Source organism: Arthrobacter sp. NPDC080073, assembly GCF_040686575.1.
Taxonomy (GTDB): domain Bacteria; phylum Actinomycetota; class Actinomycetes; order Actinomycetales; family Micrococcaceae; genus Arthrobacter.
The window spans coordinates 371,625-384,691 of sequence record NZ_JBFBKR010000002.1; the positions used below are offsets into that span (position 1 = coordinate 371,625).

Annotated in this window: 14 protein-coding genes; 11 read left to right on the top strand and 3 right to left on the bottom strand. The window is 64.7% G+C overall.

Annotated features, from left to right (window positions below):
* Nucleotides 1-79: 79 nt before the first annotated feature.
* From AB0O52_RS03885 to AB0O52_RS03905, 5 genes are all read left to right on the top strand, one after another.
* The gene (locus AB0O52_RS03885) at nucleotides 80-871 is read left to right on the top strand and encodes an ABC transporter ATP-binding protein (RefSeq protein ID WP_364533584.1); all 792 of its coding nucleotides are present in this window, start codon (nucleotides 80-82) and stop codon (nucleotides 869-871) included.
* Entirely contained in the window at nucleotides 853-2,424 is a 1,572-nt protein-coding gene (locus AB0O52_RS03890; RefSeq protein WP_364533587.1) for a transporter, read from the top strand. Before AB0O52_RS03885 ends, AB0O52_RS03890 begins: the two co-directional genes overlap by 19 nt.
* 93 nt (nucleotides 2,425-2,517) lie before the next feature.
* Nucleotides 2,518-3,300, top strand: coding sequence for a glucosamine-6-phosphate deaminase (gene nagB / locus AB0O52_RS03895; protein WP_364533590.1), 783 nt, complete (start codon nucleotides 2,518-2,520; stop codon nucleotides 3,298-3,300).
* A gap of 36 nt (nucleotides 3,301-3,336) precedes the next feature.
* Entirely contained in the window at nucleotides 3,337-3,675 is a 339-nt protein-coding gene (locus AB0O52_RS03900) for a DUF3039 domain-containing protein (RefSeq protein ID WP_364533593.1), read from the top strand.
* A gap of 181 nt (nucleotides 3,676-3,856) precedes the next feature.
* Nucleotides 3,857-5,635 carry a DEAD/DEAH box helicase gene (locus tag AB0O52_RS03905; protein ID WP_364533596.1) on the top strand — a complete coding sequence of 593 codons (1,779 nt, stop codon included), beginning with the start codon at nucleotides 3,857-3,859 and terminating at the stop codon, nucleotides 5,633-5,635.
* Between the two features lie 25 nt (nucleotides 5,636-5,660).
* On the opposite strand, the gene AB0O52_RS03910 is transcribed toward AB0O52_RS03905, so the two are convergent.
* Both AB0O52_RS03910 and AB0O52_RS03915 read right to left on the bottom strand, forming a co-directional pair.
* Entirely contained in the window at nucleotides 5,661-6,287 is a 627-nt protein-coding gene (locus AB0O52_RS03910) for an isochorismatase family protein (RefSeq protein ID WP_364533598.1), read from the bottom strand.
* Nucleotides 6,288-7,616 carry a nicotinate phosphoribosyltransferase gene (locus AB0O52_RS03915; protein WP_364533601.1) on the bottom strand — a complete coding sequence of 443 codons (1,329 nt, stop codon included), beginning with the start codon at nucleotides 7,614-7,616 and terminating at the stop codon, nucleotides 6,288-6,290.
* A 63-nt stretch (nucleotides 7,617-7,679) separates the two neighbouring features.
* Here AB0O52_RS03915 and clpS point away from each other — a divergent pair, with 63 nt between their 5' ends.
* From clpS to rdgB, 6 genes are all read left to right on the top strand, one after another.
* Nucleotides 7,680-8,090: an ATP-dependent Clp protease adapter ClpS gene (gene clpS / locus AB0O52_RS03920; protein WP_364533604.1), complete on the top strand. Its 411-nt coding sequence runs from the start codon at nucleotides 7,680-7,682 to the stop codon at nucleotides 8,088-8,090.
* Complete coding sequence (locus AB0O52_RS03925) at nucleotides 8,083-8,649, top strand: DUF2017 domain-containing protein (RefSeq protein ID WP_364533607.1); 567 nt, start codon at nucleotides 8,083-8,085, stop codon at nucleotides 8,647-8,649. The genes clpS and AB0O52_RS03925 overlap by 8 nt, the downstream gene beginning before the upstream one ends.
* A gap of 103 nt (nucleotides 8,650-8,752) precedes the next feature.
* A complete protein-coding gene (murI, locus tag AB0O52_RS03930; RefSeq protein ID WP_364533609.1) occupies nucleotides 8,753-9,823 on the top strand; it encodes a glutamate racemase in 1,071 nt (356 codons plus the stop codon).
* Nucleotides 9,820-10,617 (top strand): MBL fold metallo-hydrolase, encoded by a 798-nt coding sequence (locus AB0O52_RS03935; RefSeq protein WP_364533612.1) that lies wholly within the window; start codon nucleotides 9,820-9,822, stop codon nucleotides 10,615-10,617. The genes murI and AB0O52_RS03935 overlap by 4 nt, the downstream gene beginning before the upstream one ends.
* An 82-nt stretch (nucleotides 10,618-10,699) precedes the next feature.
* Nucleotides 10,700-11,458: a ribonuclease PH gene (gene rph / locus AB0O52_RS03940; RefSeq protein WP_078108499.1), complete on the top strand. Its 759-nt coding sequence runs from the start codon at nucleotides 10,700-10,702 to the stop codon at nucleotides 11,456-11,458.
* Between the two features lie 8 nt (nucleotides 11,459-11,466).
* Nucleotides 11,467-12,105, top strand: coding sequence for an RdgB/HAM1 family non-canonical purine NTP pyrophosphatase (gene rdgB, locus AB0O52_RS03945; protein WP_364533821.1), 639 nt, complete (start codon nucleotides 11,467-11,469; stop codon nucleotides 12,103-12,105).
* Between the two features lie 60 nt (nucleotides 12,106-12,165).
* Here the strand turns inward: rdgB and AB0O52_RS03950 are convergent, their stop codons facing one another.
* Nucleotides 12,166-12,930 (bottom strand): VTT domain-containing protein, encoded by a 765-nt coding sequence (locus AB0O52_RS03950; protein ID WP_364533824.1) that lies wholly within the window; start codon nucleotides 12,928-12,930, stop codon nucleotides 12,166-12,168.
* Between the last annotated feature and the right edge of the window lie 137 nt (nucleotides 12,931-13,067).

Below are 13,067 nucleotides of genomic sequence, written 5' to 3' on the forward strand. Positions count from 1 at the left end.
GAGGCGGCTCCGGAAACGCGCTTTGTAGTTCCCCCTCCGGGACGATTGCTGGAAGCGTCCCCAGGGCTAGGCTGGCTGCATGACTGTCCAGCTTCCCGGTTCTCCTCCTGCCTCCCCCGTGCCTGCCTTGGCCCTGCGCGGACTTGCGAAACGCTTCGGCGGCAAGATCGCCGTCGACGGCATCAGCCTGGACGTGCCGCCCGGCTCCTTCTACGGGGTCGTCGGTCCCAACGGGGCGGGTAAGACGACGACGTTGTCCATGGCCACCGGGCTCCTGCGGCCGGATTTCGGGACGGCCTACATCCACGGCGTGGACGTGTGGGCGAAACCGCTTGAGGCCAAGAAGCTGATGGGGATATTGCCCGACGGTGTCCGCCTCTTCGACCGCTTGACGGGTGAGCAGCTGGTCACCTACGCCGGCTTGCTTCGGGGCATGGACAGGGACGTCGTAACCCACAGGGTGGGAGAACTGATGGCCGCGCTCGACCTGAGCGGCGACGCCGGCACCCTCGTGGTGGACTACTCCGCCGGCATGACAAAGAAGATTGCCCTTGCCTCGGCGCTCATCCATGCGCCCAGGCTGCTGGTGCTGGACGAGCCCTTTGAGTCCGTGGATCCCGTGTCGGCAGCCAACATCCGGGGAATTCTTGACAACTACGTTGGCTCGGGCGGGACGGTCATCGTCTCAAGCCACGTCATGGACCTCGTACAGCGCATGTGCGACCACGTGGCTGTTGTGGCCGCAGGCCGGGTCCTCGCCGCCGGAACCGTCGACGAGGTCCGCGGCGGTGCCACCCTCGAGGACCGTTTTGTGCAACTGGTGGGCGGCGGAAACCAGGCGGGGGGCTTGGAATGGTTGCGCACCTTCTGAGCCTGAAGTGGCGGCTCCTGCTGAACGGGCTCCGACGCAGCCCCGGCCAGCTTGTGGGAATCGCGATCGGTGGGCTCTATGCGCTGGGAGTCGTCGCGACCCTCGCGGGGACGCTCATCGCCCTGCGGTGGGCCGACCCCGGGACGGCACACACCGCCGTCGTCCTCGGTGGCGCCGCCGCGATCCTGGCCTGGGCTGTGGTGCCCCTGATGGCCTCGGCCGCGGACATGACCCTCGACCCCTCCCGCTTCACGACCTCCGCGATCCCCATGCGCCAACTGCTGGCCGGCCTTGCCCTCGCCGGATTCATCGGAGTGCCGGGGTTGTCCACGATGCTCGTGGCGCTGTTCACCGCGGCAACATGGTGGCGCAGCGTGCCGGCGGTGCTCGGGGCCCTGCTGGGTGCGGTCGTGGGCGTGCTGAGCTGCGTGGTCCTGTCCAAAGTGGTTACGACGGCGACGGCCAGCCTCGCAGCCTCCCGCCGTTTCAAGGATGTGAGCAGCATTGTGGTCTTTGTGCCGCTCGTGCTGATGGGACCGATCGTCGCCGGGGTCTTCAGGGGAGTGTCCGGTTCCACCGGCTTTCTCCCCGAACTCGCCCGGACGCTCTCCTGGACGCCGCTCGGAGCTGCCTGGTCCCTCGGCGGCGATCTGGCGTCGGGAGATGTTGCTGACGCCGGCCTGAAGGCCCTGATCGCCCTCACCACTCTCCTCGTGTTGTTTGCCGCCTGGAATGCCCTGCTCAAGCGGGCGCTGGTCACTCCGCCATATTCCGGAGGGTCGGGAAAACGCGGCGGGAAACTTGGCTTGTTCGGACTGCTGCCGGCAACTCCCACGGGGGCCATCGCGGCGCGCGCCCTCAGCTACTGGATCCGCGATCCGCGCTACGCGGCTTCGCTGATCGTGGTGCCGTTGTTGCCTGTGATCTTCCTGTTCCAGTCCGCGCAGTCCGGAAGCTACGCCATGCTGGTGATCCTGGGGCCAATGGCTGCCTTTATCCTCGCATGGTCCATCGCCGCGGATGTTTCCTACGACAACACCGCCTTTGCCTTGCATCTGGCCACCGGGGTCCGCGGCATCCATGACCGGCTTGGCAGGGCCTTGTCCTGCCTGTTCTTCGCCCTCCCGGTGGTGTTGATCTTCGCCGTCGGGCCTTTTCTCCTGACGGGAGAATGGGCCTGGTTGCCCGGTGTCCTGGGTCTTTCCCTGGGGGTGCTGTTCACAGGCCTGGGCCTGGCCTCCATCGTGTCGGCGCGGTACACGTCCAGCGTCCCGCTGCCCGGTGACAGCCCGTTCAAGAAGCCGCCGGGAAACGTTGCCCAGACGCTGGCGGTCCAGTTCGGGGGAATGGCGGTGCTTTTCCTCCTGGTCCTTCCTGAACTTGTCCTGGTGATTGTCCAGTCCGTCACAGGCGATCCGCTGTGGGGATGGATCAACCTGGCTATTGGTACGGTTCTTGGGTTGGGCTTGTTCGTGTCGGGTGTCCGGATCGGCGGACGCTGGCTTGACCGGCGCGGGCCGGAGCTCTTCGAGCAATTGAGCGTCAATCGTTGATTCCATGAGCAACAATGACAAGTTATGGGACATGGGATAACCTCAAGTTTGAACCAGTCGAACCGGGAAACACAGCTAGAAAGGTCGTGGACGATGGAAGTTGTCATCCTTCCGGGAAACAAGCAGATCGGGGCGCTTGCCGCGGATGCCATCGAGGCGCTGCTCCTCCGAAAGCCGAACGCCGTCCTGGGCCTTGCCACAGGGTCCTCTCCGCTCCCTGTCTACGACGAACTGGCGCGCCGCCACCAGGAAAGGGGCCTCGACTTCAGCCAGGCACACGCCTTCGCCCTTGATGAATACGTCGGGCTCGAACCCGGCCACCCGGAGTCGTACCGCGAAGTAATCCGCCGTGAATTCACGGACCGGGTCAATATCGACCCCGCCAACGTCCACAGTCCTGACGGTACCGCGGCCGACCTTCCTGCGGCCTGCCAAGCGTACGAGGACTCCATCCGGGCACTGGGCGGCGTTGACCTGCAGATCCTTGGCGTGGGGACGGACGGGCACATCGGTTTCAACGAGCCAGGCTCCTCGCTCGCTTCTCGGACCCGGATCAAGACGCTGATCGAGCAGACCCGCAAGGACAACGCGCGATTCTTCAAGAGCATCGACGATGTTCCGCACCACGTCGTGACCCAGGGACTCGGAACCATCATGGATGCCCGGCACGTGATCCTGATCGCCACGGGGGCGCAGAAAGCCCAGGCGGTCAAGGACTTCGTCGAGGGGCCGGTGGCAGCCATCTGCGCGGCATCGGTGCTGCAGATGCACCAGCACGCCACCATCCTGATCGATGAGGCTGCGGCGTCCTCGCTCAAGCTCGCCGACTACTATCGCCACACCTATGACAACAAGCCGAAATGGCAGAGCATCTGACGCGGTGCATCTGATCCCGAAGCTTCAGCGGCTAAGATGGATGCCATGACGACGCTGCCTCCGGACCCATTCGAAAACGATCCCATGCGCGAGCTTTCCGGAGCCGGAACTTCCACTGCAACCATTGAGCGCGAGGAAGTGCGCCAGGAAGTGGAACCCGGTGACCGGGAGCGTTTCTCGCACTATGTCCGCAAGGAAAAGATCATGGAGTCCGCCCTGACAGGCGAACCCGTGATTGCGCTGTGCGGCAAAGTGTGGACCCCTGGCCGGGACCCGCAGAAATTCCCGGTCTGCCCCGAGTGCAAAGAAATCTATGAAGGACTTCGCCCCGGCAACGACGGCGGAGACAAAGGCGGCTCGGGCAACTCCAAGTAGCGAGTAGGCCCCAGTAGTCGGGTAATTCCTGGTAGTAGGCGGGGGAGCGCTTTCCCCTGCCTGTTTGCTGCCCTGCGTGATTCGGCGCATCCGGAACAGATTGGTGTTTTTTTGTGGTTATTTGGGTTTCGCTGGCTGCAGCGGCCTTGCTTGGAATCGTTGCTGGTCGAGGGGAATCCGCGTGACTGAAACACTCTTCGGCGGCCCTGCGCTGCCTCCGGCCTATCCGGAACGCGCAGCCTGGGGAACGGCCCCGAAGCTGCGCGCTTGGCAGCAGGAAGCGCTCGACCTGTACCTGAACGCCAGCCCGCGCGATTTTCTCGCTGTAGCGACGCCGGGAGCAGGCAAGACCACCTTCGCACTGCGGATTGCGTCAATGCTCCTCGACAGTGGCACGGTGAACCGGGTGACGATCGTCGCTCCTACCGACCACCTGAAACGGCAGTGGGCGGACGCCGCGGCCAGGGTGGGCATTGCCATCGATCCGAACTTCAAGAATTCCGACGGCCAGCACGGCAGGGGCTTCGTCGGCGTCGCGGTGACCTACGCGCAGGTGGCCAGCAAACCCATGCTCCACCGGGCCAAGACCGAGGCCGCCCGCACGCTGGTCATCCTCGATGAAATCCACCACGGTGGCGAAGCGTTGTCCTGGGGCGACGGATTGCGCGAGGCCTTCGACCCCGCTGCGCGGCGCCTGGCCCTGACGGGCACGCCTTTCCGTTCCGATACCTCGCCGATCCCTTTCGTGGAATACGCCGAAGACCGCGACGGCATCCGCCGCTCGAAGGCGGACTACACCTACGGTTACGGCAATGCTTTGCGGGACCACGTTGTCCGTCCCGTGTTGTTCATGGCGTATTCGGGCCAGATGCGTTGGCGGACCAGCGCGGGAGACGAAATGGCGGCTTCCCTCGGCGAGGCTGCCGTGACCAAGGACATCACCTCCCAGGCATGGCGTACCGCGCTGAACCCGAGCGGCGAATGGATTCCCGCCGTTCTTGCCGCCGCAGACAAGCGCCTCAGCGAGGTGCGGCGTACCGTGCCCGACGCCGGCGGCCTGGTGATTGCCACCGATCACGACGACGCGCGCGCGTATGCCGGCCAGCTCAAGAAGATCACGGGCCAGTCGCCCACGGTGATCTTGTCCGATGATTCCAAGGCTTCGCACAAAATCGAGGAGTTCACCGCCAGCGACAAACGCTGGATGGTGGCCGTCCGCATGGTGTCCGAAGGCGTTGACGTCCCCAGGCTTTCGGTGGGCGTCTACGCGACGTCCACGTCCACGCCGCTGTTCTTCGCCCAAGCCGTGGGCCGATTCGTCCGTGCGCGCAAACGAGGGGAAACGGCGTCGGTCTTTTTGCCGTCCGTGCCGCCCCTGATGGCCTTGGCCAACTCCATGGAAGCCGAGCGCGACCACGCGCTGGACCGGCCTGAGAAGGAAGACCCTGACGGCCTCTTCAACCCCGAAGAGAACCTGATGGCCGAGGCCAACCGCGAAGAGAAGGCCTCGGACTCCCTGGAGAAGGGCAAATTCGAGGCCCTCGATTCCCAGGCATCGTTTGACAGGGTGCTGTTCGACGGCGGCGAATTCGGCACGGGGGCCGATATCGGATCCGAGGACGAGCTTGATTTCCTCGGGATCCCCGGGCTGCTCGACGCCGAACAAGTAGGAACGTTGCTTCGTCAGCGGCAGCATGCTCAGCAGTCGAGGAAGAAGCGCCAATCTCCATTGGCTGCCGCCGCGTCACCCGCGGTTCCGGACCACCGCATGCTGATGGACCTGCGCAATGAGCTCGCAAAAAACGTCGCGGCCTGGTCGGCCCGCACCGGTACCCCGCACGGCGTCGTCCACAATAAGTTGCGCGAGGTGTGCGGCGGTCCGGCAGTCGCGCAGGCAAACGAGGAGCAATTGCAGTCGCGGCTGCGCAAGCTCCAGGATTGGTTCATCGGACGGAAGTAGCTCTGCCTGGCCGGGCTCCCGGTCCTTAGACCTGGCCCAGTTCGACGCCGTTTTCTTCCAGTTCCGCGTAGGTCTCTTCCAGATCCTCCGCGATTCCGGCAGTGAGTTCACCGATAACGGTCACGGAGTAGCCCGCCTGCACCGCGTCCAAGGCCGTGGCCTTGACGCAGTAGTCCGTGGCTATTCCCACGACCACCACTTCCTCCACCCCGTGGCTCTGCAGCCAGTCGTCGAGGCCGAGGGCGTCCTCGTCCAGCTCGACGGACGGGACGGCACCGGGGGCGAGTTCACCCATGGGAACTTCGTCTTCGGGTGCCAGGACTCCTTCGAACCCCGAATAGGCCGCGGTGTACTGCCCCTTCCGGAAGTAGGCCTGGATGTACTCGGTGTCGAGATCCGGGTGCAGTTCGGCACCCTTGCTCCCGGCACGGCAATGCGGTGGCCAACTGTCCACGAGGTCCGGTGTTTCCGAAAAATGGCTGCCCGGGTCCACGTGCCAGTCCTGCGTGGCCACGACGTGGTCGAAGTGCTGGCGGTTCGAGTCAAGGTATTCGCTGATAGCGGCGGCCGTGGCGGCGCCACCTTCCACTGCGAGGGACCCGCCCTCGCAGAAATCGTTCTGGACGTCGACGATAATCAGGGCACGGGACATTCAGTCCTCCTCGTAGACGGTGGGGATTGCCGGCTCGCCGCGCTGCAGCCTCCGGACTACCGGGGGGAGTTCGGCCATGGTCGCAGTATGGCGTTGCTGTGCCCGGACCACGCCCTCATGTCCCGTCCACCCCGGGAGTACTTCGCCATTCTTGATGAACTGCTGGAGCAGCGGGCGGTCGTTGCCGTCGTCTTCCGGCCGGTGTCCGATGCCCACGATCTCCTGGGTGGCGATGCCGTGTTCGTTGAGTTTGCGAAGGGCGTATTTTCGGCCGCCCACGCTGGCCTTGTTTTTGGCAACCTTGGCCACGGGAACGAATTCCCCGGCATCGTTGGTCCGGCTGACCAGCTTGTAGACCATGCTGGCCGTCGGGGCTCCCGATCCTGTGACCAGGGAGGTACCTACGCCGTAAACATCCACCGGCGCCGATTGCAGAGCTGCGATGGCATATTCATCGAGATCCGAGGTGACGACGATCCGGGTGTTGACGTTGCCGAGGTTGTCCAGAAGCTCGCGAACCCATTGTGCCTGGGCCACCAGGTCTCCGGAGTCGAGGCGGACCGCTCCGAGCTGGTCACCCGCGAGTTCGATGGCGGTGCGTACCCCGACCTCGACGTCGTACGTGTCCACCAGAAGCGTCGTTCCCGGTCCGAAGGCGGCGATCTGCGCTTCGAAGGCCTCGCGCTCGGTATCGTGCAGGAGCGTGAATGAGTGGGCCGCCGTGCCCACGGTCTTGATGCCGTAACGGCGGCCGGCCTCGAGGTTGGAAGTACTGCCGAAACCGGCGATGACCGCGGCGCGGGCTGCCGCCGTCGCGGATTCCTCCTGCGTGCGCCGGGAGCCCATCTCGATGCACGGCCGGTTGCCGGCCGCGCTGGTCATCCGGGAGGCGGCCGAAGCGATCGCGGTGTCATGGTTGAGCACGGACAGGATGTACGTTTCCAGGATGCACGCTTCCGCGAACGTCGATTCGACAATCAGGATGGGAGAGCCGGGGAAGTAGGCCTCGCCCTCCGGATAGCCCCAGATGTCGCCGGAAAACCTGTATTCGGCGAGGAAGTCCAGGGTCTGCCTGTCAACTACTTTGTGCTGATCGAGAAACGCGAGCTCGGCATCTCCGAAACGGAAGTCCTTGATTCCTTCAAGCAGCCGGCCGGTGCCGGCGACGATGCCGTAGCGGCGTCCGTCGGGCAGGCGGCGGGCGAAGGCCTCGAAGACGGAGCGCCGGTGCGCCGCGCCCGAATGGAGGGCAGCTTCCAGCATGGTCAGCTCATAGTGATCGGTGTACAACGACGTGCGGGGGTGGTCCCAGGCGACGGATCTACTCACGGATTCACTCTAGTCCCCACCGGCTCCCAGGTCTCGCCCGTCCACCACCATTAGAATGGACAGATGACCACTACCGTCGGCCCCGGCACAGCCCCCGGCATCCATACAGCCACCTGCACCGTGACAGACGCAGGCTTAAAGGGAGAAGAACGGACGGACATCTCGGAGCAGTCGTCCACCGACGTCCTCAGCGCTGCTGACATCCCTTGGAACTTGGTTGTCTGGAACGATCCCGTCAATCTCATGAGCTATGTGAGCTATGTGTTCCAGAGCTACTTCGGCTATTCCGAGGCAAAATCCAACAAACTCATGCTCGAGGTCCACAGGAAGGGCCGGTCCATCGTGGCGTACGGTGGCAAGGAACAAGTGGAGCAGCACGCGGTCGCCATGCACGGCTACGGCCTGTGGGCCACCGTTGAAAAGGCAAGCAGCAGCGGCGACGGCCGGGGACGCAAGGGCGGCGCACGTGGCTAAGGCTTTCAAGTACGGACTCAAAGGCATCACCGGCTACCTTGAGCCCGCCGAGCGCGAACTCCTGCGCGGACTCCTGGACGATGTCATTTCAATGCTGGAACCGCAGCTGTCCAGCAACGAAGATCCCCTGACGGCCTTGATCGGCCTGGACATGAACGTCAAGGAACCCTCCGACCGCGCCCTGTTGCGGCTCTTGCCGAACGTCATGAAGAACGACGACGCCGCGTCCCTCGAGTTCCGCCAGCTCACCGAGCGCTCGCTGCGGGAAGGGAAAATCGGCGCGCTCCGGGCCACCGCGATGGGCCTGGACCGAAACGAGCTCGTCCTCACCCCGGAAGAGGCGAAGCTCTGGTCCATGGCCCTCAATGATGTTCGTTTGGTGCTGGCGGAGCGCCTCGATATCCGCGACGAAGCGGATGCCGACCATGTCCATGCCATGCAGGACTGGTCCCAGGCCGAAGACGTCGAGAGCTACCTGGCGCTCGTCTACAACTTCACCACGTGGCTCCAGGAATCGTTGGTCCAGGCCATGATGGCCTCGATGGACCGGAAGTCCTGAGTGAAATTGCCGTGCTTTTGGCCGTTCGTGTGACAAAACAGACACGAGGCCTCCGCCACATGTCATGGCTGCAGCACATGCCTTGGCTTATTCTCTAAGAATCATGAACTCAGCATCGGACCCGGTATCGGAGGGGGAGAGCGCCGCAGCGGCGCCTGAATCCCAGCGCAAGCCGGAAACACTGAACAGCAAAGCACACAACCCCTTGCTGGGATCACGCCCCATCGGTGTCTTCGATTCCGGAGTCGGCGGACTCACCGTGGCACGGTCCATCATCGACCAGTTGCCCCATGAGTCGATCATCTACGTAGGGGACACAGCCAACGGACCGTACGGGCCGCTCCCCATCGCCGAAGTCCGCGCCAATGCCCTCGGGGTCATGGACGAACTCGTGGACTCCGGCGTGAAACTCCTGACCATCGCCTGCAACTCTGCCTCGGCCGCAGTCTTGCGCGATGCCCGCGAACGCTATACCGCCCGCTACGGGATTCCCGTCATCGAGGTCATCCAGCCCGCCGTCCGCCGGGCGGTTTCCGCCACGAGATCCGGCCGGATCGGCGTGATCGGGACATCGGCCACGGTGGGTTCCCGCGCATACGAGGACACCTTCGCCGCTGCCCCGGACCTGAGCATCACCTCGGTGGCCTGTCCGGAATTCGTGAGTTTCGTGGAGGCTGGCATCACCACCGGTCCCGAACTGCTGGCTGCGGCCCACGAATACCTGGAACCGCTCAGGGATGCCGGTGTGGATACCGTTGTGCTGGGTTGCACGCACTATCCCTTGCTCACCGGGGTGATCTCCTTCGTCATGGGGGAAGATGTCACTCTTGTGTCGAGCGCCGAGGAGACTGCCAAGGACGTCTACCGCGCCCTGGCCACCCACGGGATCCAGCGCACCGATCCCGGCCTGCCCCGGCACGACTTCATGGCCACCGGCGACGCCGCGCAGTTCGAAACCCTGGCCCGCCGTTTCCTCGGCCCGGAGGTCCTCTCCGTGCGCCACGTGGACCATGTAGCCGCCCAGTACCCGACCGGAAGCCTCGCCCGTATCACCCCGGAAATGCTGGAAGCCGCCCGCGCGGGAGGCCATCATGCGAGGACGTCCAATTTCGTCGACCCTGCAGCGTTCACCGTGAACGAATTCGGCGCGGCCCGCGGGGGCCGCATCCAGTGAAACTGACCATTGTTGGCTGCACGGGTTCCTTCCCCGGTCCCGGCTCTCCGGCGTCGTGCTATCTGCTGACCGCGCACGATGGCGAACGCCAGTGGAAGATCGTCATGGACCTCGGCAGCGGTGCCCTCGGGGCCATCCAGCGCTACACGGACCTCGAAGATATCGACGCCATCTTCCTGACCCACTTGCACCCCGACCATTGCATGGACCTTTGCGGACTGCACGTCGCCGTCCGCTGGAAGCCGGGCGGCTGGGGACGGGACAGGATCCCCGTCTGGGGTCCGGCGGCGACAGCCGACCGCATGGCCACCGCCTACGGCTTGGAACTGGACCCCGGAATGCATGACGAATTCGACTTCAGCAACTGGAGCGAACGCCAATCCGTGCAGCTCGGACCGTTCACCGTGACGCCGTATGCCGTGAACCACCCGGTGGAGGAGGCATACGCCTTGCGCGTCGAGGTCACCGAGCCGGACAAAGAAGGCAAAGCGGTGAGCAGGATCCTCACCTACTCGGGAGACACGGACTCGTGCCAGGGCCTTGAGGACGCCGCCCGCAACGCCGATCTCTTTCTGTGCGAGGCCGCCTTTGAAGAAGGACGAGACGACGACATCAAGGACGTGCACCTGACCGGCAAGCGCGCGGGCCAAGCAGCGACAGCCGCCGGAGCCCGACGCCTCCTGCTGACCCACATCCCGGTCTGGACGTCGCAGACCAAGGTCATGGCGGAGGCGCGGCCCGAGTTCGCCGGCGATGTCGCCGTCGCGGTTGCCGGAGTCCACTACACGGTCTGAACCCGTAGTCCAGCTGCGTAGTCCGGCTGCCCCGTCCGGCTGCGTCGTCCAGCAAGGGCCACCGGATCGCTAAGCTTGCAGTATGACTTCCGAAGCCACATCTGTCCCCGTCATCCGTGCCGACGGCCGTACGCCCGATCAACTCCGTCCCATCAGCATCACCCGAGGCTGGTCCAAGCAGGCTGAAGGTTCGGCCCTGATCGAATTCGGCAACACCCGGGTACTGTGCACGGCGTCCCTGACCGAGGGCGTCCCGCGCTGGCTCAAAGGCGAAGGCCGCGGCTGGGTCACGGCCGAATACGCCATGCTGCCGCGGGCCACGAACACCCGTTCCGACCGTGAATCCGTCAAAGGCCGGATCGGCGGACGCACCCACGAGATTTCGCGCCTGATCGGTCGCTCGCTGCGTTCCATCATCGACACCAAGGCCCTGGGCGAGAACACGATCGTGCTGGACTGCGATGTCCTTCAGGCCGACGGCGGCACCCGCACCGCCGCGATCACCGGCGCCTACGTGGCGCTTGCCGAAGCGATCCGCTTCGCCCGCGAGAACAAGATGATCGCCAAGAACGCGCAGCCGCTGATCGACACGATCGCTGCTGTCTCCGTGGGAATCATCGACGGTATCCCGATGCTGGACCTGCCCTACGTCGAGGACGTTCGCGCGGAAACCGACATGAACGTGGTGGTCACAGGCTCCGGCAAGTTCGTGGAAGTCCAGGGCACCGCCGAGGGAGCCCCCTTCGACCGCGATGAACTGAATGCCTTGCTGGACCTTGCCCTCATCGGCACGGGGGAGTTGGCAGCAATCCAGCGCGAGACCTTGGCCGAGGCCCCGTGAGCGAGGCAATTACCGCAACTACGCCGCGGCTCGTTCTCGCCACCCACAACAAGGGGAAACTGCGCGAACTCAGGGAACTCCTCAGGGGGCAGGTGCCAGGACTCGACGTCGATACCCAGGTGATTGACGCCGCTGCCGCCGGAGCTCCCGATGTTGCCGAGACCGGCGTGACGTTTGCCGAGAACTCCCTGCTCAAGGCACGGGCCGTGGCCGAGGCCACGGGCCTGGTGGCGATTGCCGATGACTCGGGGCTGGCCGTGGACGTCCTGGGCGGAGCCCCGGGCATCTTCTCGGCCCGCTGGTCCGGCCGGCACGGTGACGATGCCGCCAACCTGCAGCTCTTGCTGGCGCAGCTCTCCGACGTCCCCGATGCACACCGCGGGGCAGCGTTTGTCTGCGCGGCGGCGCTCGCTGTACCGGCCGCCGTCGACGGCGGGGCGCGCGAGGTGGTCGAGTACGGCCAGCTGGAAGGCACTCTCTTGCGTGAACCGCGCGGCGCGGGTGGATTCGGTTACGACCCCGTGCTCCAGCCGCAGGGACTGGACCGCAGTTGCGCCGAGCTGAGTTCCGAGGAGAAGAACGCCATCAGCCACCGCGGTAAGGCGTTCAGGGCGCTGCTCCCCGCCATTGTGGACGCCCTGCGCTGAAAAAGAGTGAGGCACCCCGCAAACGAACTGCGGGGTGCCTCGTTCCATAAGCCAGTGGGCTTAGCGCTCGCCGTGCTTTCCGGCGTCGTGTCCCTCGATGAACTCTTCGACAGGTTCCGCGCCGCGGTCCCTGGCTTTGCGCTTGGCCAGCAAGCCGCGGATGACCTCAACGGCCACGGGGACCACCGAGATCAGGACGATGACCACGAAGATGATGTCGAGGTTGTCCCGGACCCACGGCACCTTGTCGCCGAGCAGGTAGCCGAGCAGCGTGACGCCACCGCCCCAGAGCACTGCCCCGATGACGTTGAAAATGAAGAACTTGCGCTTGTCCATCTGGGCGACGCCGACAATCACCGGGACGAAAGTGCGGATGATCGGAACGAAACGGGCCAGGATCAGGGCCTTGCCGCCGTGCTTTTCGAAGAAGGCGTGCGCGCTCTCGACGTTCTCCCGCTTGAACAGCTTGGAATCAGGCTTGTTGAAGATGGCCGGTCCGGCTTTGGAGCCAATAAGGTAGCCGCTCTGGTTGCCGATGATCGCCGACACAACGATGAGGGCGGCCAGTGCCCAGATATTGAACTTGATGGTGTCCGTGGCGACGAGGAGCCCTGCGGTGAAGAGCATCGAGTCGCCGGGCAGGAAGAAGCCCACCAGCAGTCCGGTCTCGGCGAACACAATGCCGCACACGAGCAGGACCACCCATGGAGCCAAAGCGGGGTCGGCCAGGAAGATCTGGGGGTTCAACCAGTCGGGGAGGAGCGCGGACATATGCGGCTGCACCGGTCCTGCACCCACCAAAGCAGATACGGCAAAGTCGTTCATCGCAGAAAGGGTCACCCTTCAAGGGTACGGGACAACCGCCGTCGGGCCCTTGAGAGAGCGGCTGGGGGTGTCTGACAGACACTGCCTCCGGTCCCCTGGTGTGGGTAGCGTGGTGGAGGTGGACAGAAGACACGAAG

What these genes read in the sequence shown, in the direction of transcription:
- AB0O52_RS03885 (WP_364533584.1), top strand. Translation starts at nt 80, where the DNA reads ATGACTGTCCAGCTTCCCGGTTCTCCTCCTGCCTCCCCCGTGCCTGCC.
- AB0O52_RS03890 (WP_364533587.1), top strand. Translation starts at nt 853, where the DNA reads ATGGTTGCGCACCTTCTGAGCCTGAAGTGGCGGCTCCTGCTGAACGGG.
- nagB (WP_364533590.1), top strand. Translation starts at nt 2,518, where the DNA reads ATGGAAGTTGTCATCCTTCCGGGAAACAAGCAGATCGGGGCGCTTGCC.
- AB0O52_RS03900 (WP_364533593.1), top strand. Translation starts at nt 3,337, where the DNA reads ATGGATGCCATGACGACGCTGCCTCCGGACCCATTCGAAAACGATCCC.
- AB0O52_RS03910 (WP_364533598.1), bottom strand. Translation starts at nt 6,287, where the DNA reads ATGTCCCGTGCCCTGATTATCGTCGACGTCCAGAACGATTTCTGCGAG.
- clpS (WP_364533604.1), top strand. Translation starts at nt 7,680, where the DNA reads ATGACCACTACCGTCGGCCCCGGCACAGCCCCCGGCATCCATACAGCC.
- murI (WP_364533609.1), top strand. Translation starts at nt 8,753, where the DNA reads ATGAACTCAGCATCGGACCCGGTATCGGAGGGGGAGAGCGCCGCAGCG.
- rph (WP_078108499.1), top strand. Translation starts at nt 10,700, where the DNA reads ATGACTTCCGAAGCCACATCTGTCCCCGTCATCCGTGCCGACGGCCGT.
- AB0O52_RS03950 (WP_364533824.1), bottom strand. Translation starts at nt 12,930, where the DNA reads ATGAACGACTTTGCCGTATCTGCTTTGGTGGGTGCAGGACCGGTGCAG.